We start from the raw sequence: 21,587 nt of genomic DNA on the forward strand, positions 1-21,587 counted from the left end.
TGCATATACTGAAGTATATACATCTCGCCTGCACTGATTTCAAGCTGCAGCACGCGAGCCCAGTGCTCACCCCTCCGGACGGATCATCCCCTCGCCTGTCACACGCACAGTCGGCGCGTCATCGACTTCGGGTTCGGCCTGGGCGGAGGAAAAGGGCGGGCCTTTGGGCTGTTCCGGTTCGGATGCCGTGTCTTCAGCGAAGCAGGCCGTGCCTTCATCCATCGCCAGCAAGACCTCGCGCATCAGCGCCCTCGCCTTATCCGCAAGGCCCTGGGGCTGGTCGGTCGGACCGCCGGGACGGTAATCGGCTCCGAACCGTTCGTGCAAGGTCACGGAGACGCATGTTTTGCCCTGCCTGCAGAACTCGACCAAATGGCCGTCGATGCGGGCATCCGGGCCGGTCAAGGTTTTAATCTTAATCTGAAAATCCTGCATGTCCGCCTCCTCGGGTTGCCCCGTGTCAACTCCTCGGGCGGCAAATTGGTTCCCCACCCGCAGCAGCGGGGCGACCATGCATAAAAAACCGGCTCCCGATGAAACGAGAGCCGGTTCCGCTCCTTAAAACATGACCCTCGAAAAGACGCTGGCTTTCCGAATAAGATCACGCGGAGAAACAGAGGCCGGATCAGGCGGCCTTTGCGGCGTGCTTGTTGGCGTCGCGGTTGGCGAGCTTGGTCAGCAGTTCGTCGGTGGCGATTTCCTCGCTCAGCGTCTGGTCGAGGAGCTTGGCGGCGTCCTTCATGCCGAGCAGTTCGGCCCAGCGCTTCAGCGTGCCGTAGCGGCTGATTTCATAATGCTCGACCGCTTGGGCGGAGGCAATCAGGCCGGCGTCGAGCGCGGGCTGGCCCTTGAACTCGTCCATGACTTCCTCGCCCTCAGCGATGATGCCCTCGATGGCGTCGCAGGTCTTGCCGGCGGCGCGCTTGTCGAGGATTTCGAACACCTGCTGCAGACGCGCGACATGCTCTTCCGACTGTTCGCGGTGCCGCTCGAAAGCTTCCTTCAGCTCTTTCGACGCCGCACTGCGCGCCAGCTTCGGCAGCGTCTTTACGATCTTCTTTTCCGCGTAATAGATATCCTTCAGCGTTTCATAGAACAGCTTATCGAGTGCCTTCTCAGCCATAGTATCCTCCTTGGGAATGGAAACCGCATGCGCGGGTTCAACGCCTCGCCCGGCAAAGCGTTCCTTGAGGGAGCCAAGAAACCGCAAACCGGGCGAACAAAGCGGGAGGAAAGCGGCCGAAAGATCAGAGCGGACGCGGATAGGTGCGGTGGATGGCCTCGATTTCAGCCAGCACCTCGGCGGAAAGCGTCAGATCCGCCGCTGCGATATCCGTCTTCAGCTGATCGAGCGAAGTCGCGCCGACGATGACAGACGTCATAAACGGTCGCGACAGGCTGAAGGCGATGGCAAGCTGAGCCGGGTCGAGCCCGTGCTTGCGGGCCAGATCGACATAGGCCCTCACCGCCGGCTCGGAATAATTGTTCCTGCGCCAGAAGCCTTCGCGGAAGAACTGGCTGCGAGCCCCGGCGGGTTCCTTGCCGTCAAGATATTTGCCGGTGAGGATGCCCGCGCCGAGGGTGGAATAGGCGAGCAGCCCGACGCCCTCATGATGGCAGGTTTCGGCCATGTCGAGATCGAAATGGCGCTGGAGCAGGCCATATTCATTTTGCACAGAGGCGACGCGCGGTAGGCCTTTTTCCTCCGAGAGACGCAGCCATTGCATCGTCCCCCAGGCGGTCTCGTTGGAAAGGCCGATATGGCGGATCTTGCCCTCCTTCACCAGCGCGTCCAGGCTTTCCAAGACCTCCTCGATATGCGCGAGCACCTGCGCCCGGTCGGTCCTGGTCGGGTCATAGCCCCAGGATTCGCCGAAATGGTAATGCGGGCGGCTGGGCCAATGGATCTGGTAGAGGTCGATATAATCGGTCTGGAGCCGTTTCAGGCTGCCTTCGAGGGCCTCTCGCACCGTCTTTGCGCTCGGCGCGCTGCCCTCGCGGATGAATGGCCGGCCCGGGCCGGAAACCTTGGTGGCGATCACCAGCCGGTCGCGCTTGCCGGATTTCTTCAGCCAGTTGCCGATATGGGTCTCGGTCGTGCCATAGCTCTCGGTGGTCATCGGCACGGCATAGCCTTCCGCCGTGTCGATGAAGTTGATGCCTGCGTCGGTGGCGTAATCGAGCTGGGTGTGCGCCTCGGCCTCGGTGTTCTGCACGCCCCAGGTCATGGTGCCCAGGCAGATTTCCGTGACGTCGATGCCGGTACGGCCAAGCGGTTTCGTTTTCATGCAATATGTCCGTTCGGATGGAATATGGGGGAACAGGATGCTCCCCGGGGAAGGGAAATTCGGTGCGTAATGTAAATGCGCATCGCTAAAGATGCGAGTCAGTTTGTTTTGATGAAATTAGTGCCAAGCGCCCTCGTGGTTCGAGGGTGGAGGGACTAGAATTCTTCGCTTAAGATAGAAGCTGGTGGCCCGTTCTTTTCTCGTTGCGGCTAGGCCACCGTAGAGGAATGGATCCCAGTGACGAGCACTGGGATGACGGGGCGGAGATGTTTTCCACTACCGGATATGCTTCTGCCAGGCGGAGAGGATGGAGGTTGGCTGGCAACAGCCAAGCAAACCCGTCATCCCAGTGCTCGTCACTGGGATCCATTCCTCTACGCTTCCATGACCACAACGGCCCAAAATGGAATTCAGGCAATTCCACTAAAACATGAAGCGCTCGGCTAAGCCACCAGCCTCCCCGCAGTGTCCACCTGCGCATAAGCCATGCCGAAGCGGTTGGCGAGGAAGGCGTCGAGGGCGATGTCTTCCTGTTTGACGAAGCCCTGCTGCGGCAGGTCGCCATGGGCCAGCATGTCGAGCACGGCGCAGATGGCCGAGGCGGTGGTGATCTGGATGGCGCTGCGGTGTGCGGCTCCAACGCGGCGGCTATAGACCTTGTTGGCGTAGGTTTCCTGCACCAGCCGGCCATTCTTGCGGCCGCTGACAGTGACGAAGATCACCACCACGTCCTGCAGCGTCGCGGGCAGCGCGTTTTCCAGAATGTCTTTCAGCACCTCGCGCCGGTGGCGCAGGCCAAGATCGTTGAGCAGCGCCTTCATGATCGCGGCATGGCCGGGGTAACGGATGGTGCGGTAGTTGAGCGTGCGCACCTTGCCCTTCAGCGTCTCGCATAGCGTGCCAAGGCCGCCCGACGTGTTGAACGCCTCATAGGTGACGCCGTCGAGCGAGAACTCTTCGCGCTCTTCCAGCGGCGGCACTTCGGTCAACTCGCCCTCGACGATCGCCTCGCAGGGCTCGCAATATTCATTGATGACGCCGTCCGTGCTCCAGGTCAGGTTATAGTTCAGGGCATTGGAGGGATATTGCGGCAGCGCGCCGACGCGCATTCTCACGCTGTCTAGCGTGTCGAAGCGCTTGGCCAGATCGTTGGCGACGATGGAGATGAAGCCCGGCGCGAGGCCGCATTGCGGGATGAAGGCGGTGGTGGCAGTGGCGGCCAGTTCCTTGACGCGGCGGGTGCTCGCCACATCCTCGGTGAGATCAAGATAATGCACGCCGGTGGCGGCGGCAGCCTCGGCAATTCGCGTCGTCAGGTGATAGGGCGCGGCGCTCAGCACCGCGAACTTGCCCTTGAGCACCGCCTTCAGCGCGTCTGCATCCTCGATATCGACGCATTCGGTCCTGACCGCGCCCTCCGCGCCCAGCGCATCCAGTTGCGCCTGCGAGCGGTCGATGATTGTGACGGCGTACTCTCCGGTACTGCCCAGCAAATCGGCAATGGCGGCGCCGATCTTGCCTGCTCCGACGACGGTGATTTCTTTCATGGGGTGCCCCTCTCTGGATTGGTGATTTGCCCAGATTCGCCGGTTTTCTCGTCGGATAGTAGCCGATGAAATGACGATATGCCCCTATCGTATCAACGAAACGACGTATATATCAGGCATTATGACGACAGACGCCGACCACCAGCTTTTGGCCCTCCTGCGCGAGAACGCGCGCGCCTCAACCGCGGAGCTTGCGCGGCGGCTCGGCGTATCTCGCACGACGGTGCAAAGCCGCATCGAGCGGCTGGAACGGCGCGGTGTGATCGAGGGCTATACGGTGCGGCTGGCGCCCGAGCACGAGCGCAATCTCGTCAAAGCCCATGTGCTGGTGACGGCGCTGCCCAAGCTTGCGCCGAAGGTGGAGACCGCCCTGCGCGGCATGATCGCGGTCCGCACGCTCCACTCCGTCAGCGGGCATTTCGACATGATCGTCATCGTCGAAGCCCCGTCGATCCGGGAACTGGACGTGGTGCTTGATAATATCGGCGCGCTTGAAGGCGTCGAGCGCACCATGTCGTCGATTATTCTGTCGACGCGGATTGAGAGGTAGGTGGGGCGCCTTCCCTCCCACTTGCGGGGAGGGTGGCCCGAAGGGTCGGGTGGGGGTGGTGACGTTTACGCCACGGTATTCGAAGCACGCGCATTCGTCACCACCCCCATCCGCCCGCTAACGCGGGCACCTTCCCCGCAAGGGGGAAGGAGGGTGCGAGCCTCGCTGCCTGACCAACTAATTCAACCCCAGCGTCCCGCGCAGCGTCGAGAGGTCTTCGGCCAGGGTCGTGACCGGGCCGGCCAGTGCCTTGCGGTCGTCGTCGGTGAGCTTGTCATAGGTCTCGAAGCCGTCGGCGGTCTTGTATTTCGCCAGAATGCCGTCGACGGTGGCGAAGTTGGCTTCGACTTTCTTGACGAGATCAGGGTTTTCCTTCTCGACCAGCGGCTTCACCAGCTTGACGATCTCCTGCGCGCCATCGACATTGGCCTGGAAATCCCAGAGGTCGGTGTGGCTGTAGCGGTCTTCCTCGCCGGAGATCTTGCTGGCCGCCACTTCTTCCATCAGCGCCGCCGCGCCGCCCACGACCTTTTCCGGCGGAACGGTCAGGTCTTTCACCCGCTTCTGCAATTCAAGCACGTCGGCATAAAGCTGGTCGGCGATGGGGGCGAGACCTTCGGTGGAGTTCTGGGCGAAGAGGCCGTATTCCAGGCGATGGAAGCCGGTGAATTCGTCGGACTGCTCCCCTGCCTCGTGATCGTCGGCGCGGGAATCGATGGCGGCGTCGAGGTCAGAGAAGAGCTCGGCAATCGGCTCGATCTTCTCATAGGGCATGCGCGAGGGGGCATAGAGCGCCTTGGCCTTTTCCAGATCGCCCGCCTTGACGGCGTCGGTGAAGGCTTTCGTGTCCTTTACCAGTTGGTCGAGGTTCTGCTGGACGTAGAGCTTATAATCCGCGATCGGCTGGACCAGGTCGAGCGGCGAGACTTCCGCCCGGGCGGGGGTGAGAGCGGTGGTTAGCGCCAGAGCGCAAACCGAGGTGAGCAGGCGTATGTTCATGGGTGTATCCTCTCCGATAGTTTTCAATTCAGAAACAATGAAGTGCCCTTTACCCTCGCCCTTCGAGGCTCGCTTCGCGAGCACCTCAGGATGAGGGTAAAGGGCGCCGCGCCTGGCGAAGGGCGGCAGCGCTCCTGTAGCCCTCATGGTGAGGTGCGACCCGTAGCTTGCGAAGGGGAGCCTCGAACCACGAGGGCGCTTGGCACCAGATCATGCCGTCGCCTCCAGCAGCGTCCGGCCAAGATAATCCTTCTCATCGCGCACGCCGGGCAGAGCGAAGAAAAACCCGCCGCCGATGGGCTTGATATATTCCTCCAGCGGCTCGCCATCGAGGCGCTTCTGCACGGTGATGAAGCCCTTCTCCAGATCGGCCTGGAAGGCGATGAAAAGGAGGCCCATCTCGAGCTGGCCGGATTTGCTGATGCCGTTGGAATAATTGAACGGGCGGCGCAGGATGAGATGCTGCGCCGCATTGGCGTCGCGCGGGTTGGCGAGGCGGATATGCGCATCGAGCGGCGTCACCTTGCCCTCGGGGTCGGCGGCGTAATTGGGCACGTCCGCTTCCGTCTTGCCGTCGAAGGGCGCGCCGCTGTTCTTGCGGCGTCCGAAGATCGCCTCCTGCTCCCGCAGGGGGGTGCGGTCCCAGCGCTCGACAAAATTCCTGATAATGCGCACCACCTGATAGGTGCCGTCCGCCGCCCATTCCGGCTCGCCGCTATCCTTCTGCACCCAGACGATCTTGTTCATCAGTTCGGCATTACCGGAGTCCGGATTGGCGGAGCCGTCGCGGAAGCCAAGGAAATTGCGCGCGCTTTCGTTTGCCCGCGCGGGCGGCTGCACCGGCACACTTCCCTCCTGCTTCCAGCGCAGCACCAGAAGGCTCGGCGTGTTCTTCACGATGTCGCGCAGCGCGTGGATGTTGGTGTCGGGCGTGTTGGAGCAGAACTGGATCAGCAGATCGCCATGGCAAAGGTTCTTGTCCAGCGCATCGTTGCGAAACTTCGTCATGCGCGTCAAATGCTTCGGCTTTGCCGGTTTCAGGCCGAAACGGTCGTCGAACAGCGACGAGCCCAGCGCCACCGTCACCGTCAGATTGTCGGGCATGATATCCGGCCCCAGAATGCCGGAATCGGGCGGCGGGAATTTCGGATCGAGCTCATCCGCCTCGCCGCCCTGCATGAGGAAGGCGATGCGCTCGGTCAGTGTACGCATGAGCTTTTCGAGTTCGCCCCGGTCGCGCGCCAGAACGTCGAAGGCGGCGACCATGCCCGCTGCCGGGCGCGGCGTGACGATGCCGGGCTGGTGCGGCCCATAAAAAGGCTGGCGCTCCCCGGTCTTGTCGCTTTCCGGCGCGTTGGTGACGCTGTCATTGGGCAGTTCCGTGGCCCCCGCCCCTTGCGGCATCAGGCCGGCGATAGCGCCTACGCCTGCACCAAGGAGAAGCTTGCGCCGCGCCGGAGAGGCGGGCGCGTTCTTGTCGTCTGAATCTGTATCGTCCATCAGTTCAATCCCAAAGCGTCGCGCAGCTTGCCCAGATCGGCGGCCAGTTGCGCGGCCTGCTTTTTCACTTGCGCCTTGCCGGCGTCGTCAAGCTTGTCGAAGGCGATGAAGCCGTCCCCTCGTCTGAGGGCGCCCATCGTCGCACCGAGTTGCGTGAAATCTTTATCGACCGCATTGATTTGCGTCGCATCGGCCTTGACAGCCACCGGGCGGAAGAGATCGACGATCTTGCGCACGCCTTCGAGATTGGCGGCGAAGGAGGCAAGGTCGGTATGGGCGTAGCGGTCCTGCTCCTGTCCCGGCGTCTCGCTGGCAAAGCGGTCCAGAACCGAGGCCGAGCCGCCCAGCATCTTCTGCGGCAGGATGCGCATGTCGTGGACGCGGCCTTGCAGCGTGGCGACATCGGCGACGAGCTTGTCGGCGACCGGGGCGAGCCCTTCCGTGCTTCCCTGCGCGAACAGACCATATTCTATGCGGTGGAGCCCTCCGAACGCCGGGTCGGCCTCGCGCTTTTCGAAATAATCGGCGCGGGCGTCGATGGCCGTATCGAGGTCGGCGAAGGTCTCCGAGACCGGCGCGATGCGGGCATAAGCCTCGCGGGCTGGCTCGTAGAACTGCTTCGCCGCGTCGAGATTGCCCGCCTTGACGGCATTGGCCAGATCGTCCACCGCCTTGGCCAGCACATCCGTCTGCGCGGCCAGATAGAGCTTGTATTCGGCCAGAGCGCCGATGAAGGCGGTCAGTTGCGGGCGGGCGCTATCCGCCGAAGCGCTGGCGGAGGGCGTGACGGTGAGCTTGCCGCGCGGATTGCTGAGAAGGCCGCAGGTCATCTGATATTCGCCGGGCTCCAGACGGGCGGCGAGACGCTGGCTGAAGCCGGGCGCGATATTCTCCCGCTCCTCCACCACCATGACGCCGTCGAGGATTTCCCATTCCACCGCCCGCTGCGAGCGGTTGACGATCTCGAATGTGGCGCGGCCCGCCGGTATGGTCAGCTCATTCGGATCGCAGGCCTTGTCGGTGATGGTGACAGTTGCCGCCGCGCCTCCGGCAGTCCGGCGCGCCTCGTTCGCCTTTTTCGAGGCATAATAGAAGGCAACGCCCGCACCGACGAACAGCACGATGGCAAGCCCCAGCCCAGCGCGGATGATTAGGCGCGGCATGGGGTCGATGGTCTTGTTATCAGGCATTTCCTAACCCGCTTTATGAATGATGCCCGGCGCTCGCCGCCTTCGGCGCGCCGGAAGCGGGCGGGGCCAGGAAAAGCAAAAGCGCGGGGACGAGGAAGACCACATAGGCCGCGAGCTCGCTGACGGTCGGCGTGTCGATATAGCCGAACATGCCTGACAGCAGCGAGCCCAGGGGGCTGTCGAGCGGTAGTGCGGCGCTCAGATCGAAAACGACTGTCTGGAGATGGTTCCAAAGCCCCGCTTCATGCAGCGCCTTGACCGAATTGGCGAGAATGCCGGCGGCGACGAAGAGGATGAACACGCCGGTCCAGCGGAAGAAACGGCGCAAATTGAGCTTGAGCCCGCCGATATAGATGCCATAGCCGATGGCGATGGCGACAAGGACGCCCATGAGCGCACCCAAGGGACCGGCCATGCCATCGCTCTGCTGGAAAGCGGCGAGCAGGAAGAACACCGATTCCAGCCCTTCCCGCGCCACGGCGAAGAACACCATAGCGATAAGCCCCAGCCCCTTGTTGGTGGAGGTCTCCAGCGCGGCGTCGATGGAATGATGCAGTTCGGCCTTGATGGAGCGCGCGGCCTTGCGCATCCAGAACACCATCGAAGTGAGCACGAAGACGGCGATGAAGCCGATCACCGACTCGAAAAGCTCCTGCGCCTTCTGCGGAAATTCTGCGCTGGCAAATTGCAGCCCCGCGCCGACGGCGAGCGAGAGGGCCAGCGCCAGCAGAATACCGATCCAGACGACGGGCATCCATGCGCCCCGCCCTGTCTGCCTGATATAGCTGGCGATGATGCCGACGATCAGCGCCGCTTCCACGCCCTCACGCAGCATGATGAGAAAAGGTACGAGCATATCCGCCACCCGGAAAAAGCCTTCGTATTTTTGTCACCTTTTAACGGGGATGGAGAAGGAAAGAAATAGGGAAGTACGTCCCGTCACGAGCCTGTGAGTTGCTGGGGCGGCGTCAGCGCCTCAAGCTGGTTCTGACAACTTCGCTTCCCATCGCGCTGCACAAAATTTTTCACCCAAGGGCTTGAAGATGACAAAACCCTTCTCCATATCAGCGTGGCTTGCAGGCGCGTCTCCTCCCATTGCGCGCGGCAAGTGTTCCCCTCTGGAGGTTTTGCCCGTATGGGCACCTTCAAAACTTGAAGCCGGGCTTTCGCAAGTCCGGCTCTTTTTTTGGCTAAATTTTCCGGGAGATGGCGGGGCGTGCCCATATTGCGCCGCAATATGCGATGCGAGGGGATGATGATGACGAAAAAATGTCAGAAATCAAAGGCCTCAGAGCATTTCTTGCAAGGCAGCCATGCAAAATCGCCTCTGCACATTTTTGCGATGCGAGGGTATATCTAGCTCACACAAAAAAGAACAAACGAAGTCTAGGTGAGAAAAATGAACCTGATCCGCTCCTACAACAACTGGCGCCGTTACCGCGCTACCGTAAACGAACTGAGCCGCCTGTCGACCCGCGAACTGAACGATCTCGGCATCCTTCCCGCCGAAATCCCCTACGTCGCCCGCAAGGCCGTCGCTCGCTAAGTTTGGACGCATGGCTCGTCCCATGCGCAAAGAATCATAGAGATATCGCCGGGGTCACCTCCTCCTCCCAGACCCCCGCGATAAAAGGCCGGCACCTCCTCCTCCCAAGCCGGCCTTTACAAATAGCACCCGCCGCACCTCCTCCCGCGGCGGGTGTTGTTTTTTGGGAAGTTGCTTCAGCCTCGATCTCATCCGAAAAGTCCGCAGCTTCGGGATCGCGCGCTATCCCCTACCTGCCGTCGGGTCGCCCACGATCGGCGTGAAGCCGCCATAGATCATGCGCCTGGCGTCAAAGGGCGCGCTGCCGTCAGGCATCTTCATGCGCGGGTCTTCCATCACCTTCCGGTTCCCCTCGTCGCGCGCCTCGCGCGAAGGCCAGACGATCCAGGAGAAGCACACCGCTTCATCCGGCTCGCATTTCACCGCCATGGGAAACGAGGTGACTTCGCCATCCGGCACGTCGTCGCCCCAGCACTCGACAACGCTCAACGCGCCGTGATCCGTAAAAACCACCGCCGCATCCTCCGCCAGCTTCCTGAACGCCTCGCGGTTGGCCTTCGGCACGGCCAGCACAAAGCCATCGACATAGGACATGAGATTTCCTCATCCAGAATGGAAATGTTGCAATTGTCATCCTGTCCGGCTTGACGGCCTTGCTCAACCCTCCAGTGGCGCAAAATTGACTCCGGACAGCCAAATACCCACCTTCCATTTGCCTGAACCATTCGACGCCTGACGCGTTTGAACAGCGGTGAGGCCAGATTCGGAGGTATGTCATGCCCGCGAAATCGAAAAGCCAGCAGGAAGCGGCCGGGACCGCGCTTGCCGCAAAGCGTGATGAAAAGAAGGTAAGCGAGCTCAAGGGCGCTTCGAAATCGATGTATGAATCGATGTCCGAAAAGGAACTCGAGGAGTTTGCATCGACCAAGCGCAAGGGCCTGCCGGAGCATGTGGGCAAGGATTAAACCTGCTTACTTCTGCCCCGCATACCCCGCCCGGATAATCCCGTGCCGCTGGAGCTTGTCGTAATAGGTCTTGCGCGGGATGCCCAACGCTTCGATCGTCGCCTTGACGTCCCCGCCATTGGCCGCGAGCGCCTCTCGGATCAGTTCGGCCTCATAGCGCTCGACGCGCTCGGGGAGCGACAGTTTTTCCTCATCGTGGGAAGGCGTCCCGGTGATTGCCGGTTCGGTCAGCCCTAATGCGAAGCGCTCGGTGAAATGGGCGAGTTCTCGCACATTGCCGGGCCAGTCATGGGCGAGGAGGTGGCGGCGGACGTTTTCGGGTACGGGCGGCGGGTCCATATGGAAGCGCTGGGCGGCGCGGCCGAGGAAATGCGCGAAGAGCAGCGGAATGTCCTCTTTCCGCTCGCGCAGAGGCGGGATCGAGACCGTCACGACATTCAGCCTGTAAAATAGATCTTCACGAAAATCGCCGCGCGCGGCGGGATCGCCGAGGTCAATCTTCGAGGCGGCGACGACGCGCAGGTCGAGGGGGCGCACCTGATTGCTGCCGAGCGGGGTGATTTCGCGCTTTTCGAGGACGCGCAGGAGCTTCACCTGCGCGGCGGGCGGCATGCTTTCGATCTCATCGAGGAACAGGGTGCCGCCGCTCGAATGCTCGATGCTGCCGACGCGCTTCTTCTGCGCGCCCGTGAATGCGCCCGGCTCATGCCCGAAAAGCTCGCTCTCGATCATCGTTTCGGGCAGCGCGCCGCAATTCAATGCCACGAATTGGCCCTGGCGGCGGCGGCTCCAGCGATGGAGAAGCTCGGCCACCACCTCCTTGCCGCTGCCCGTTTCGCCGGCGACGAGCACATCCACATCCGCATCGGCGATCTGCCGGAGCGTGCGGCGCAGGCGCTCCATGGATGGCGTCTGGCCGATCAGCGGCAATTCGTCCTGCGCTGCTTCCGCCGCGCGGCGCAGTTCGCGGTTTTCAAGCACCAGCCGGCGCTTTTCGATGGCGCGGCGCACGCTCTGCACCAGCCGCTCCGCCGGATAGGGCTTGGCGATGAAATCATAAGCTCCCTCCTGCATCGCCTCGACAGCCATGGCGATATCGCCATGTCCGGTGATGAGGATGACGGGAAGATCAACGTCGCGCGCCTTCAATTCCCGGAAAAGCTGGAACCCATCGATGCGCGGCATACGGATGTCGGTGACGACGATGCCTTCAAACTCCGCATCGATTTCGGCGATGGCCGCCTTTGCGCCGTCGAAGGACAGCACTTCGAAGCCCGCCAGGTCCAGCGTCTGGGCATTGGCGCGGCGCACGGTCTCGTCATCGTCGACGAAGGCAATTTTCGGACGCATTTCGTGATTGCTCATAGCACGCTCTTCAAATGAATGATGAAACGGGTGCCCTGCCCCGGCTCGCTTTCGACTTCGAGGCGCCCGCCGAATTCGGTGACGATGTCGTTGCAGATGACATGGCCGAGGCCCAGCCCGCCCTTCTTGGTGGTGGTGAAGGGCGTGAACAGGCGCTCCATGATATCATGCGGGATGCCGGGGCCATTGTCGGCGACGATGAGGTGCGTCTCGTCGCCCTGCCGCTCCCATGAAAGCTCGACGCGCCCGTCCGCCTGCCCTTCCATGGCTTCCATGGCGTTCTGCATCAGGTTGACCAGCACCTGCTCCAGCCGCACGCGGTTGCCCATGACGCGGATGTCGGGCGGCGGGATATCGCAGACGAATTCCACGCCCTGCTGGCGCAGGCGATTGTTGAGGAGCAGGAACGCGCCGTCCATCGCCGCGGCGACGCTGGTCGGTTCCACCCCGCCCGTGCCCTTGCGCGAGAAAGTCCGGAGGCCATCTGCGATAGTGCCGATGCGCTCCGTCAGGGCAGCGATGGTGGAGAGGTTCTCGCCAACGGCCTTCCGGTCGTTCCGGGCGAGGAAGGTACGGGCATTGTCGGCATAGCTGCGGATCGCGGCGACGGGCTGGTTGATCTCATGGGTGATGCCCGCCGCCACCTGCCCCAGAATGGCGAGGCGGTTGGCCTGCGCCAGTTCCTCGCGCACTTCCTGCAGACGCAGCACCGTCTTCTGACGCTCCTCCACCTCGCGCTCCAGCCGCTTGTTGGCGGCACTGAGCTCGAATGTGCGTTCGCTGACGCGGGTTTCCAGTTCCTCGCGGGCAAGCCGGGCCTGCGCGGCGCGGCGCTGGATGCGCTGGCGCCGGCGCAGGAGCCAGCCCGCCAGCGCGAGAACGGGTATGAGGCCGAGCACGGCGAGCGAGCGGGCCTCGCGCATGCTCAAGGCAACCTCCTCGCTGGCGGGTGCGAGCATATGCAGCGTCCAGTTTGTGGTCGGCACCGGCACGCGGACGCGGACGAAGCGCGCCGGGCGCGTATCCGGCAGCGCGGCGCGCACGATATCGGGGCGCTCATCGGCAGCGAAATGTGGCGATATAGGCAGCACCGTCAGCGGTGCATCGCCGAATTGCAGCGTATCGCGCAGCGCCGTCTGGTCCTTGGGCGGAATGTCCGTGAGCGTGCGGAAGCGCCAGCGCGGAATGCTCGTCACCAGCACCACGCCGTGCTCGTCGGTGACATAGGAGGCGTCGGCGCTGCTCCTCCAATCCGCCTCGACCTGGTCGAACACCAGCTTGACGACGATGACGCCCAGCAGGCCATGCGGCCCCTCGACCCGTCGCGAGATATAAAGGCCGGGGCGCAGGCTGGCGGTGCCGAGCGCATAATATTCCGCCCTACCCGATTTCACCGCCTCCCGATAATAGGGACGGAAGGCATAATCATTGCCGACGAAGCTGGTGGGCGAGCGCCAGTTGCTGGCGGCGACGGCGAGGCCGTGCCTATTGAGGATATAGATGACCGATGCGCCGGTGCCGTCCACGAGACCTTCCAGCTTGTGGTCGAGTTCCTGGAACCGCGCCTTGTCGCCGCTGGCCAGCGCGGCGCGGATATCCCTGTCCTGCGCCAGCACGAAGGGAACGGAGCGCTGCTTTTCCAAGACGGTGCGCAGCACGACCGCGTTGAGCGAGGCAGCATTGCGGCTGCGGCTGTCGAGCGCCCGATAAGCCTGCGCACGCCCATAATCGCCCGCCAGCCACAGCGCGGCGAGCAGCAGGCCGGCGGCAAGCAGCGCGAAGATGCTCCATTCGATGGCCGGGTGGTGGCGGGACGTTTTCATGTGGGAGCGAAACCGCGGTCCACCCCCCTCTGTCCTGCCGGACATCTCCCCCACAAGGGGGGGAGATTGGCCTTCATCGATGACGGCACCCAATCCTGCAACGTTGGCGATTGGCCAAGGCGGAACCGACATCCGATCTCCCCCCTTGTGGGGGAGATGTCCGGCAGGACGGAGGGGGGTGATGACTGGGCGCAAACGATCATAAGCCATGAACCGCACAGGTGCAGAATCCCGGACAAAACACAAGAAGGCGAGTGCGGATTGTCGCACAAACTTCCGAGACCCTGACTCGCACCCTCAACATTTCCCTTAATTAAATCAATCATTTACACTTAAGGCGAAACTTTGGCACGGCAATTGCTTTCATGGAAGCTATCCAAGCGGGCGCTTTAATCGGGCGCCCGCCTGTTAAATGGACCCTGAGAACAATCGGCGGAGGAGCTGTCGAGGAGACCGGGGTTTGCACATTTCGACCGCATGATCTTACCGAAAAATCTGCAATTTTTCGGGATCATGCTCTAGGAGGAACCATGAGCCCCACGCATATCGGCGCGGACACGCCCCGCGCGAAAACCCCTCTTTACCGTCATCTGTATGTGCAGGTGCTGGTGGCTATCGCCGCCGGCATCGCGCTCGGCCATTATTACCCCGAGCTCGGCGAAAGCCTGAAGCCGCTGGGCGATGCGTTCATCAAGCTGGTCAAGATGATCATAGCGCCCGTCATCTTCCTCACCGTCGCCACCGGCATCGCCGGCATGTCGGACCTTGCCAAGGTCGGCCGCGTCGCGGGCAAGGCGATGATCTACTTCCTCACCTTCTCGACGCTGGCGCTGATCCTCGGTCTCATTGTCGCCAACGTCGTCCATCCCGGCAGCGGCATGCATATCGACCCTGCCTCGCTCGACACCAAGGCGGTGGCGAATTACGCCGAAAAGGCGCATGAGCAGACGATCACCGGCTTCCTCACCAATATCATCCCGACCACCATTGTCAGCGCCTTCGCCTCGGGCGACATCCTGCAGGTGCTGTTCTTCTCGGTCCTGTTCGGCATCGCGCTCGGGATGGTCGGCGAAAAGGGCGCGCCGGTGCTGAACTTCCTGCAGGCGCTTTCGCTGCCTATTTTCCGGTTGGTGGCGATCCTGATGAAGGCGGCCCCCATCGGCGCGTTCGGCGCCATGGCCTTCACCATCGGCAAATATGGCATCGAATCCGTCGCAAACCTGGCGTTTCTGGTCGCGACCTTCTACCTGACCTCGATCTTGTTCGTGCTCGTCGTGCTCGGCGCGGTGGCGCGGTATAACGGCTTCTCCATCCTGGCGCTGATCCGTTACATCAAGGAAGAACTGCTGCTGGTCCTTGGCACCAGCTCGTCCGAGGCGGCGCTGCCCTCGCTCATGGAGAAGATGGAAAAGGCGGGCTGCAAGAAATCCGTCGTCGGCCTCGTCGTCCCGACCGGCTATTCCTTCAACCTCGACGGCACCAATATCTATATGACGCTGGCGGCGCTGTTCATCGCGCAGGCGATGGATATCCACCTCTCCCTCGGCGATCAGGTCCTGCTCCTGCTGGTGGCGATGCTGAGCTCGAAGGGCGCTGCCGGCATCACGGGCGCGGGCTTCATCACGCTCGCCGCCACGCTCTCGGTCGTCCCCGCCGTTCCGGTCGCGGGCATGGCGCTGATCCTCGGCATCGATCGCTTCATGTCGGAGTGCCGCGCGCTGACCAACCTCGTCGGCAATGCGGTTGCCACCATCGTCGTGGCGCGCTGGGAAAAGGAACTCGACACCGAGAAGCTCGCCGCCGCCATGAGCGGACGCCCCATGCAGACGCAGGTGCTCCAGCCGGCGGAATAAGCGCTATACATCATCATATGCCGGGCGTGCCGTAAGATGCGCCCGGCTTTTTATTTCAAAGATGCAAATATACAACAGAAAACATCTTGCCTGTGAATAATTCATATACCAATATGGTATAGGTTTAATTAAATAAGAATCAACCTTGATCGAGAAAAGACATGGCAATACTCGCCCGCTCTCCACGTGAAAAAATCATGACTTTCGGACTGACCGTGCTGGCGCTCATGGCTGCGGCGGGGACCGCGCTGGTGCTGACCGGCACCAGGCCCGCGCCCGCGCAAGCCGAAGGGCCCGCTCCGACCGCGCTTTCCGAAACCTTCGGCGACTGGATGGTCAATTGTCAGGCCGCGCCCGATGGCAAGAAGCGCAATTGCCAGATGACACAGCAGCAGGTCGACAGCAAGACCGGGCAGATGGTGCTGATGATCGCGCTGGGTGCGCCCGATGCCAAGACCGGCATCGCCAACTCCACGCTGGTTCTGCCCTTCGGACTGGATTTCTCCAGAGGCGTGCAGGTCAAGGTAGACGAGACGGACCTCGCCCGCGCCGGTATCAGCACCTGCCTGCCGCAGGGCTGCATCGCCCCGCTTTCGCTTGATGGCAAGGCGCTGGCCGCGCTGGCAAAAGGCAAGCAAGCTGTCATCGGCATGACCGCCTTCAACGGCGGCAAGGACGTGACCGGCAATATCTCGCTGAAGGGCTTCTCCGCCGCATCAAGCCGGCTGGCCGCGCTGGCGGCGTCGTAGAGCGACTCATGTTTTGATCGAATCGCCAAGCGCCCTCGCCCTTCGAGGCTTCGTTCCGCTGCGCTTCACTACGCACCTCAGGATGAGGGCTACTACGGCGTTGCAACCCTTCACCCTCATGGTGAGGTGTGAGCGTAGCGAGCCTCGAACCACGGGGGTGAAGGGCGCACAGTTGGCTCCGTATAGATGTGAAATGCTCTAGGTGAATGGCTATTTTTCCATTCACCATTTACCACTTCCCTATTCGCTCTTCTTCGCCTGATCGTCCATCAGCTCGTACCACATGGCGTTGAGCACGGCGAAAGCCACCGCCAGGGGCAATCCGAGAAGCCAGGAAAAATACCACATAGTTGGTCTCCTTGATAATCCAGTGAGATAGTGATCAGTGAGTAGTGAGGTAGTTTTCTATCTCACTACTCACTACTCACTATTCCCTATCTCACTAATAAGAATGGCTCTTCTTGTCCGTCACAGCCGCCTCGTCCACCTTGCCCCAGAGCACGTGGTAGACCCAGCTGGTATAGGCGACGATCAGCGGCAGGAAGATTGCGGTCACCACCAGCATGATGAACAGCGTCACATGACTGGAGGATGAATCCCATACCGTCAGGCTCGATCTTGGATCGATCGATGAGGGCAAGATGAAGGGGAACATCGAGACGCCCACCGACGAGATGATGCCGAAGATACCGAGCTTGCCGGTCAGGAGCGGCAGGATCTCCGCACGGCTGCGCAGCGCGAAGAAGGTCATGAGCGGGCCGAGCACGCCCAGCGCCGGGGCGATCATCAGCCAGCGATAGGCCGCATAGTTGGTGAACCATGCGCCATGCTCCGCCACCACGCTCTTCAACAGCGGGTCGGACGGCCCGCCGGGATTGATGGCGCTGGTGATGCGGTAGCCACCGATATGCTGCCAGAGGATAGCGCCCGCCGCGACATAGAGCACGATGGTCAGCAGCGCGGCGATGCTGCCGAGCCGCCTTGCGCGGGCCGAGATCACGCCGCTCGTCTTCAGCGCCAGCCAGGCGCTGCCATGCATGGCGAGCATCGTGACTGACAGAAGCCCGCAGAGCAGCGCGAACGGGTTGAGCAGGCCGAGAAGATTGCCCTCATAGATGATGCGCATTTCCTCGGTGAAACGGAACGGCACGCCCTGCAGCACATTGCCAACCGCGACGCCGAAGATGAGCGAGGGCACGAAGCCACCGATGAACAGGGCCCAGTCCCAGCCGGTGCGCCAGCCCATGCTCTCGCGCTTGGAGCGGTACTTGAAGCCAACGGGCCGCAGGATCAGCGCGGCGAGGATCAGGAACATGGCGAGGTAGAAGCCCGAGAAGGACACCGCATAAAGCGGCGGCCATGCGGCGAAGATGGCGCCGCCGCCAAGGATCAGCCAGACCTGATTGCCCTCCCAGACCGGCCCGACCGTGTTGATGACGACGCGGCGCTCGACATCGCTTTTCCCGACGAAGGGCAAGAGCATGCCGACGCCGAGGTCGAAGCCGTCCATGACCGCGAAGCCGATGAGGAGCACGCCCAGAAGCACCCACCAGATGAGGCGCAGGGTTCCATAGTCGATGAGTTCACTTAATATCATAATACTTTACTCCGCCGCAGCATGATCCCGAAAAGTTGCAGACTTTTCGGACAAGATCATGCGACTAGGCCTTTACCGCGAGATGGGGAGAAACGAGGATCGCTTCGGTCTCATCGTCCGGTTCGGGCCCGTGCTTGATGGCCTTCACCATCAGGCTCATCTCGATGATGAGAAGGACGGTATAGATGACGACGAAGCCCGCGATGGTGGCCAGCACGCTCGCCGCGCCAAGATCGGAGACAGCCACGGCCGTCGGCAACACGCCTTCGATGATCCAGGGCTGGCGGCCGAACTCCGCGACGAACCAGCCGCATTCGATGGCGATCCACGGCAGCGGGATGGCCCAGAGCGCGACGCGCAGCAGCCATGGGTGACGGTCGAGCGAACGGCGCGCCGAGAGGACGAAGAAGGTGCCCGTCAGCAGGATCAGGAACATGCCAATGCCGACCATGATGCGGAACGCCCAGAACAGCGGGAAGACCTGCGGCACGGTGTCGTTAGCGGCCTTGGTGATATCGGCGGGAGTGGCGAGGCGCGGGTCATCGACATAGCGCTTCAGCAGCAGCGCATAGCCGAGCCATTTGCCGTTGTTCTCGAACTGGTCGCGGATATCAGGCGAGACATTGGCCTTGTCGCCGCCCGCGGCGCGGATCTTCTGCAGCGCGTCATAGGCGGCGATGCCCTTGACGATATGCTCACGGGCCGCGGCCACCTGCTGGTTGATGCCGGGGATCTGCGTGTCGAGCGAGCGGGTGCCGATGAGGCCCATCACCCATGGGATATGCACGGCATAATGCGTCTCGCGTTTCTCCTGGTCGGGGAAGCCGAAGGCGGTGAAGGCGGCTGGCGCGGGCTCGGTGTTCCACATCGCCTCGATGGCCGCGAGCTTCATCTTCTGGTGCTCGGTCGAGAGATAGCCGCTCTCGTCGCCCAGCACGACTACCGAAAGCGAGGCGGCAAGGCCGAAGGAGGCGGCGACGGTCATAGAACGCTTGGCAAGCTCGCTATGCTTGCCCTTGAGGAGATACCAGGCCGAGACTCCCAGCACGAAGACCGACGCCGCGACATAGCCCGCCGAAACGGTATGGACGAACTTCGCCTGCGCCACCGGATTGGTCACCACGGCGAAGAAATCGGTGATCTCCATGCGCATGGTCTGCGGGTTGAAGGCTGCGCCGACCGGGTTCTGCATCCAGCCATTGGCGATCAGGATCCAGAGGGCTGAGAAATTCGACCCGGCGGCGACGCAATAGGTGGCGACGAGGTGGCCGACCTTGGAGAGCCTGTCCCAGCCGAAGAAAAACAGGCCGACGAAGGTTGCCTCAAGGAAGAAGGCCATCAGCCCCTCGATGGCGAGCGGCGCGCCGAAGATGTCGCCGACATAATGGCTGTAATAGCTCCAGTTCATACCGAACTGGAATTCCATGACGATGCCGGTCGCCACGCCCATGACGAAATTGATGCCGAAGAGCGTGCCCCAGAACTTGGTCATCTGGCGCCAGACCTTGCGGCCCGTCATGACATAGACCGTCTCCATGATCGCCAGCAGCACCGAAAGGCCCAGCGTCAGCGGCACGAAGATGAAGTGATAGAGCGCTGTTATCGCGAATTGCAGCCGCGACAGCGTGACAATGTCGAATTCCATCGGGTTTTTCGCCGGCTGGCCGGCGCTCCTTTCTTCTTTATCCGCAAGTCCGCTGGGAAAACAGTTCCTGTTTTTCCCGGGAAAACCGCCCTTGGGACTTGCTTGTCCGCCATGCACCCGGCATCGCGGAAATTGCGGTTCAATCCTCCCGCAAACTGGAAATCATGGCCCCGAAAGCCGGATCGGCCTTATCGGCGATGGCGACGATCCGTCCCTCCTCCACGAGGGCGATGCGGTCGGCGCATTCCGCCTCGCGCCGCTTGTGCGTGGCGATGAGCAGAGTCCTGCCCCGTGCCTTTGCCGCGAGACGGGTGAGCACATCCTTCGCCGTCGCAGCGTCCAGCCCCTCGGTCGGCTCGTCGAGGAGCCAGAGCGGCGTATCGCGCAGGAACAGCCGGGCAAGCGCCAGACGGCGCGACTGTCCGCCGGAGAGGCCCATTCCGCCCTCCCCCAACCGGTTGTCGAGGCCATGGGGCAGCGCCCTGATGGTTTCGGCAAGCCCGGCATCATCGAGCGCCGCCCATAGCGCGGCGTCATCGGCGGCGGGGTTGGCGAGCAGGAGGTTCTCCCGCACACTGTCCTGGAAAAGCTCGGTGCGCTGGGTAACGAGAGTCGCCGGCAGCGCGGCCACCGTGCCTGACAGAGGCGCGATCTCGCCTGACAGTATGGCCAGCAGCGTGGACTTTCCTGCGCCGCTCGCGCCGACCAGAGCGAGCTTTTCACCCTGTAGGATGTCGAGAGAGACGCCTTGGAGCACCGGTTTCTCCGCGCCGTGATGGTAGGCGGTGACGGAGATGAGGCGGGCGGCGGGCGCTTCGGATTGCCCCTCACCCTTACCCTCTCCCCGTAAGGACGGGGAGAGGGGGGCATCCGCGTTGCCGCTTTTGCCTGCACCCTCAGCGCTGCAAGATGAGGCGGCGACATCAAGGCCCCCCTCTCCCCGCATGCGGGCAGAGGGTAAGGGTGAGAGGCAAGCGGAAGAGTGTTCCGTTTCCGTCAGTCGTGGCCCCAGCCTCTGCGCGGCGAGCGCGGTGCGGCCGAGTTCCATCGCGCCGCGTCGCAGGGCGGCGAAGGGCTCCATCGCACCGAGCGCGACGAGCAGGCCGAGTGCGGCGACCGGCGCGCCGATGGTTCCCTTGTCGGCAAGCACGGCCATGGCGACGAGCGTGCCTGAAAGCAGCAGCGCGCCCGCGAGGCCGAAGCCGAAGGAAACCCGCGTGTCGATCCGGTTGAGACTGTCATCGGCTTCGCTGAGACGGCGGTCGGCATAGGCGATGGCTTCCGCCTTGGCGGCGAGACGTCCGGCCATGACGAGTTCGGTCTGCCCGGCGACGAGATCGATGGCGCGGGCGCGCAGGGCTTCCACCGCCTTGGCGCGGCGGCGCATCGGCTTTTGGGCTGAAATCGCGGCTATTACTGGAAGGCCGAGCCCTACGAGGAGCAGCAGCGCGGCGATGGCGACACCTGCTAGCGCCGACATGAAGAAGAACGCGATGCCCGCGGCCAGCGCCGTGGCAAGTGCGGCTCCGGCAGGCACCAATACCCGCAGGTAGAGCGAATCCAGTGCGTCGATATCGGCGGTCAAGCGAAAGAGAAGCCGCGCGGGGCGCATCAGGAGGTCATGCGCGGCGCCGGGGGCGGCCCAGGCGCGGAAGAGCCTTTCCCGTAGAGCAGCGAGCACCGCGAGCGTAGCGTCATGGGTGACGAGCCGCTCGCCATAACGCGCGCCGGTGCGGGCGAGCGCGAGGAAGCGAATGCCGGCGGCGGGCGCGAAGACATCGAAGGCGAAGGCGGTAGCGGCGGACATTCCGGCAATCGCCGTGGCGGTGATGAACCAGCCGGAAAGCCCCAATAGCGCGATACCGGCCAAAACCGTGCTTGCAGCGAGGACCATGCCTGATAGCATCATGCCGCGCCGCTCGCATGAGAAAAGGGAGAGAACCGGGCGAAGATGGCGGATGGTGTTCATG

The 21,587-nt window shown here is 62.5% G+C and carries 19 protein-coding genes and 1 pseudogene; 5 read left to right on the forward strand and 15 right to left on the reverse strand.

The features are described from left to right. Positions 1 to 66: 66 nt before the first annotated feature. The 4 genes from IEX53_RS00275 to IEX53_RS00290 form a co-directional block, all read right to left on the reverse strand. Positions 67 to 435, reverse strand: a complete 369-nt coding sequence (locus tag IEX53_RS00275; protein ID WP_188820302.1) for a hypothetical protein — start codon at positions 433 to 435, stop codon at positions 67 to 69. Between the two features lie 190 nt (positions 436 to 625). Then, complete coding sequence (locus IEX53_RS00280; RefSeq protein WP_188820303.1) at positions 626 to 1,123, reverse strand: YciE/YciF ferroxidase family protein; 498 nt, start codon at positions 1,121 to 1,123, stop codon at positions 626 to 628. 124 nt (positions 1,124 to 1,247) lie between these two features. Next, positions 1,248 to 2,288, reverse strand: coding sequence for an aldo/keto reductase (locus tag IEX53_RS00285; protein WP_188820305.1), 1,041 nt, complete (start codon positions 2,286 to 2,288; stop codon positions 1,248 to 1,250). A 443-nt stretch (positions 2,289 to 2,731) separates the two neighbouring features. Then, positions 2,732 to 3,835, reverse strand: coding sequence for a saccharopine dehydrogenase family protein (locus IEX53_RS00290; protein WP_188820307.1), 1,104 nt, complete (start codon positions 3,833 to 3,835; stop codon positions 2,732 to 2,734). A 121-nt stretch (positions 3,836 to 3,956) separates the two neighbouring features. Between IEX53_RS00290 and IEX53_RS00295 the strand changes: the two genes are divergently transcribed. After that, on the forward strand, positions 3,957 to 4,385 hold the full coding sequence (locus IEX53_RS00295; RefSeq protein WP_188820309.1) for an Lrp/AsnC family transcriptional regulator: 429 nt from the start codon (positions 3,957 to 3,959) through the stop codon (positions 4,383 to 4,385). Between the two features lie 177 nt (positions 4,386 to 4,562). On the opposite strand, the gene efeO (IEX53_RS00300) is transcribed toward IEX53_RS00295, so the two are convergent. From efeO (IEX53_RS00300) to efeU, 4 genes are all read right to left on the reverse strand, one after another. After that, positions 4,563 to 5,384 (reverse strand): iron uptake system protein EfeO, encoded by an 822-nt coding sequence (gene efeO, locus IEX53_RS00300; protein ID WP_236015971.1) that lies wholly within the window; start codon positions 5,382 to 5,384, stop codon positions 4,563 to 4,565. 210 nt (positions 5,385 to 5,594) lie between these two features. Continuing rightward, positions 5,595 to 6,884 carry an iron uptake transporter deferrochelatase/peroxidase subunit gene (gene efeB, locus IEX53_RS00305; protein ID WP_188820314.1) on the reverse strand — a complete coding sequence of 430 codons (1,290 nt, stop codon included), beginning with the start codon at positions 6,882 to 6,884 and terminating at the stop codon, positions 5,595 to 5,597. Further along, positions 6,884 to 8,074 carry an iron uptake system protein EfeO gene (gene efeO, locus IEX53_RS00310; protein WP_188820316.1) on the reverse strand — a complete coding sequence of 397 codons (1,191 nt, stop codon included), beginning with the start codon at positions 8,072 to 8,074 and terminating at the stop codon, positions 6,884 to 6,886. The genes efeB and efeO (IEX53_RS00310) overlap by 1 nt, the downstream gene beginning before the upstream one ends. 13 nt (positions 8,075 to 8,087) lie before the next feature. After that, on the reverse strand, positions 8,088 to 8,930 hold the full coding sequence (efeU, locus tag IEX53_RS00315) for an iron uptake transporter permease EfeU (protein WP_188820318.1): 843 nt from the start codon (positions 8,928 to 8,930) through the stop codon (positions 8,088 to 8,090). A 543-nt stretch (positions 8,931 to 9,473) separates the two neighbouring features. Between efeU and IEX53_RS00320 the strand changes: the two genes are divergently transcribed. Beyond that, positions 9,474 to 9,620: a DUF1127 domain-containing protein gene (locus IEX53_RS00320; RefSeq protein WP_188820319.1), complete on the forward strand. Its 147-nt coding sequence runs from the start codon at positions 9,474 to 9,476 to the stop codon at positions 9,618 to 9,620. Positions 9,621 to 9,842: 222 nt separating this feature from the next. Here the strand turns inward: IEX53_RS00320 and IEX53_RS00325 are convergent, their stop codons facing one another. Continuing rightward, complete coding sequence (locus IEX53_RS00325) at positions 9,843 to 10,214, reverse strand: DUF1428 domain-containing protein (RefSeq protein ID WP_188820321.1); 372 nt, start codon at positions 10,212 to 10,214, stop codon at positions 9,843 to 9,845. Between the two features lie 182 nt (positions 10,215 to 10,396). On the opposite strand from IEX53_RS00325, the gene IEX53_RS00330 reads away from it, so the two are divergent. Continuing rightward, positions 10,397 to 10,585: a DUF3008 family protein gene (locus tag IEX53_RS00330; RefSeq protein WP_188820323.1), complete on the forward strand. Its 189-nt coding sequence runs from the start codon at positions 10,397 to 10,399 to the stop codon at positions 10,583 to 10,585. 6 nt (positions 10,586 to 10,591) lie between these two features. On the opposite strand, the gene IEX53_RS00335 is transcribed toward IEX53_RS00330, so the two are convergent. Then, positions 10,592 to 11,950, reverse strand: coding sequence for a sigma-54-dependent transcriptional regulator (locus tag IEX53_RS00335; protein ID WP_236015972.1), 1,359 nt, complete (start codon positions 11,948 to 11,950; stop codon positions 10,592 to 10,594). After that, the gene (locus IEX53_RS00340; RefSeq protein ID WP_188820325.1) at positions 11,947 to 13,773 is read right to left on the reverse strand and encodes a sensor histidine kinase; all 1,827 of its coding nucleotides are present in this window, start codon (positions 13,771 to 13,773) and stop codon (positions 11,947 to 11,949) included. The genes IEX53_RS00335 and IEX53_RS00340 overlap by 4 nt, the downstream gene beginning before the upstream one ends. Before the next feature lie 530 nt (positions 13,774 to 14,303). On the opposite strand from IEX53_RS00340, the gene IEX53_RS00345 reads away from it, so the two are divergent. After that, positions 14,304 to 15,626 carry a dicarboxylate/amino acid:cation symporter gene (locus IEX53_RS00345; RefSeq protein ID WP_188820327.1) on the forward strand — a complete coding sequence of 441 codons (1,323 nt, stop codon included), beginning with the start codon at positions 14,304 to 14,306 and terminating at the stop codon, positions 15,624 to 15,626. A gap of 197 nt (positions 15,627 to 15,823) precedes the next feature. Then, complete coding sequence (locus tag IEX53_RS00350) at positions 15,824 to 16,375, forward strand: invasion associated locus B family protein (protein WP_188820329.1); 552 nt, start codon at positions 15,824 to 15,826, stop codon at positions 16,373 to 16,375. Between the two features lie 240 nt (positions 16,376 to 16,615). Here IEX53_RS00350 and cydX read toward each other — a convergent pair whose 3' ends face one another. The 4 genes and pseudogenes from cydX to IEX53_RS00370 all read right to left on the reverse strand — a co-directional run. Further along, positions 16,616 to 16,723 (reverse strand): cytochrome bd-I oxidase subunit CydX, encoded by a 108-nt coding sequence (cydX, locus tag IEX53_RS00355; protein ID WP_188820331.1) that lies wholly within the window; start codon positions 16,721 to 16,723, stop codon positions 16,616 to 16,618. Between the two features lie 94 nt (positions 16,724 to 16,817). Beyond that, the gene (cydB, locus tag IEX53_RS00360; protein WP_188820333.1) at positions 16,818 to 17,972 is read right to left on the reverse strand and encodes a cytochrome d ubiquinol oxidase subunit II; all 1,155 of its coding nucleotides are present in this window, start codon (positions 17,970 to 17,972) and stop codon (positions 16,818 to 16,820) included. 64 nt (positions 17,973 to 18,036) lie between these two features. Then, the gene (locus tag IEX53_RS00365) at positions 18,037 to 19,617 is read right to left on the reverse strand and encodes a cytochrome ubiquinol oxidase subunit I (RefSeq protein ID WP_188820335.1); all 1,581 of its coding nucleotides are present in this window, start codon (positions 19,615 to 19,617) and stop codon (positions 18,037 to 18,039) included. Between the two features lie 249 nt (positions 19,618 to 19,866). Then, positions 19,867 to 21,586: pseudogene (locus IEX53_RS00370) on the reverse strand (amino acid ABC transporter ATP-binding/permease protein); the annotation flags it as partial. Position 21,587: the final 1 nt, after the last annotated feature.

The sequence above is a fragment of the Paramesorhizobium endophyticum genome, assembly GCF_014640615.1.
Taxonomy (GTDB): Bacteria; Pseudomonadota; Alphaproteobacteria; order Rhizobiales; family Rhizobiaceae; genus Paramesorhizobium; species Paramesorhizobium endophyticum.

Excerpts from the sequence above, each read along its gene's own strand:
- IEX53_RS00275 (WP_188820302.1), bottom strand. The coding sequence starts at position 435 with ATGCAGGATTTTCAGATTAAGATTAAAACCTTGACCGGCCCGGATGCC.
- IEX53_RS00280 (WP_188820303.1), bottom strand. The coding sequence starts at position 1,123 with ATGGCTGAGAAGGCACTCGATAAGCTGTTCTATGAAACGCTGAAGGAT.
- IEX53_RS00285 (WP_188820305.1), bottom strand. The coding sequence starts at position 2,288 with ATGAAAACGAAACCGCTTGGCCGTACCGGCATCGACGTCACGGAAATC.
- IEX53_RS00290 (WP_188820307.1), bottom strand. The coding sequence starts at position 3,835 with ATGAAAGAAATCACCGTCGTCGGAGCAGGCAAGATCGGCGCCGCCATT.
- IEX53_RS00295 (WP_188820309.1), top strand. The coding sequence starts at position 3,957 with ATGACGACAGACGCCGACCACCAGCTTTTGGCCCTCCTGCGCGAGAAC.
- efeO (WP_236015971.1), bottom strand. The coding sequence starts at position 5,384 with ATGAACATACGCCTGCTCACCTCGGTTTGCGCTCTGGCGCTAACCACC.
- efeB (WP_188820314.1), bottom strand. The coding sequence starts at position 6,884 with ATGGACGATACAGATTCAGACGACAAGAACGCGCCCGCCTCTCCGGCG.
- efeO (WP_188820316.1), bottom strand. The coding sequence starts at position 8,074 with ATGCCTGATAACAAGACCATCGACCCCATGCCGCGCCTAATCATCCGC.
- efeU (WP_188820318.1), bottom strand. The coding sequence starts at position 8,930 with ATGCTCGTACCTTTTCTCATCATGCTGCGTGAGGGCGTGGAAGCGGCG.
- IEX53_RS00320 (WP_188820319.1), top strand. The coding sequence starts at position 9,474 with ATGAACCTGATCCGCTCCTACAACAACTGGCGCCGTTACCGCGCTACC.
- IEX53_RS00325 (WP_188820321.1), bottom strand. The coding sequence starts at position 10,214 with ATGTCCTATGTCGATGGCTTTGTGCTGGCCGTGCCGAAGGCCAACCGC.
- IEX53_RS00330 (WP_188820323.1), top strand. The coding sequence starts at position 10,397 with ATGCCCGCGAAATCGAAAAGCCAGCAGGAAGCGGCCGGGACCGCGCTT.
- IEX53_RS00335 (WP_236015972.1), bottom strand. The coding sequence starts at position 11,950 with ATGAGCAATCACGAAATGCGTCCGAAAATTGCCTTCGTCGACGATGAC.
- IEX53_RS00340 (WP_188820325.1), bottom strand. The coding sequence starts at position 13,773 with ATGAAAACGTCCCGCCACCACCCGGCCATCGAATGGAGCATCTTCGCG.
- IEX53_RS00345 (WP_188820327.1), top strand. The coding sequence starts at position 14,304 with ATGAGCCCCACGCATATCGGCGCGGACACGCCCCGCGCGAAAACCCCT.
- IEX53_RS00350 (WP_188820329.1), top strand. The coding sequence starts at position 15,824 with ATGACTTTCGGACTGACCGTGCTGGCGCTCATGGCTGCGGCGGGGACC.
- cydX (WP_188820331.1), bottom strand. The coding sequence starts at position 16,723 with ATGTGGTATTTTTCCTGGCTTCTCGGATTGCCCCTGGCGGTGGCTTTC.
- cydB (WP_188820333.1), bottom strand. The coding sequence starts at position 17,972 with ATGATATTAAGTGAACTCATCGACTATGGAACCCTGCGCCTCATCTGG.
- IEX53_RS00365 (WP_188820335.1), bottom strand. The coding sequence starts at position 19,617 with ATGGAATTCGACATTGTCACGCTGTCGCGGCTGCAATTCGCGATAACA.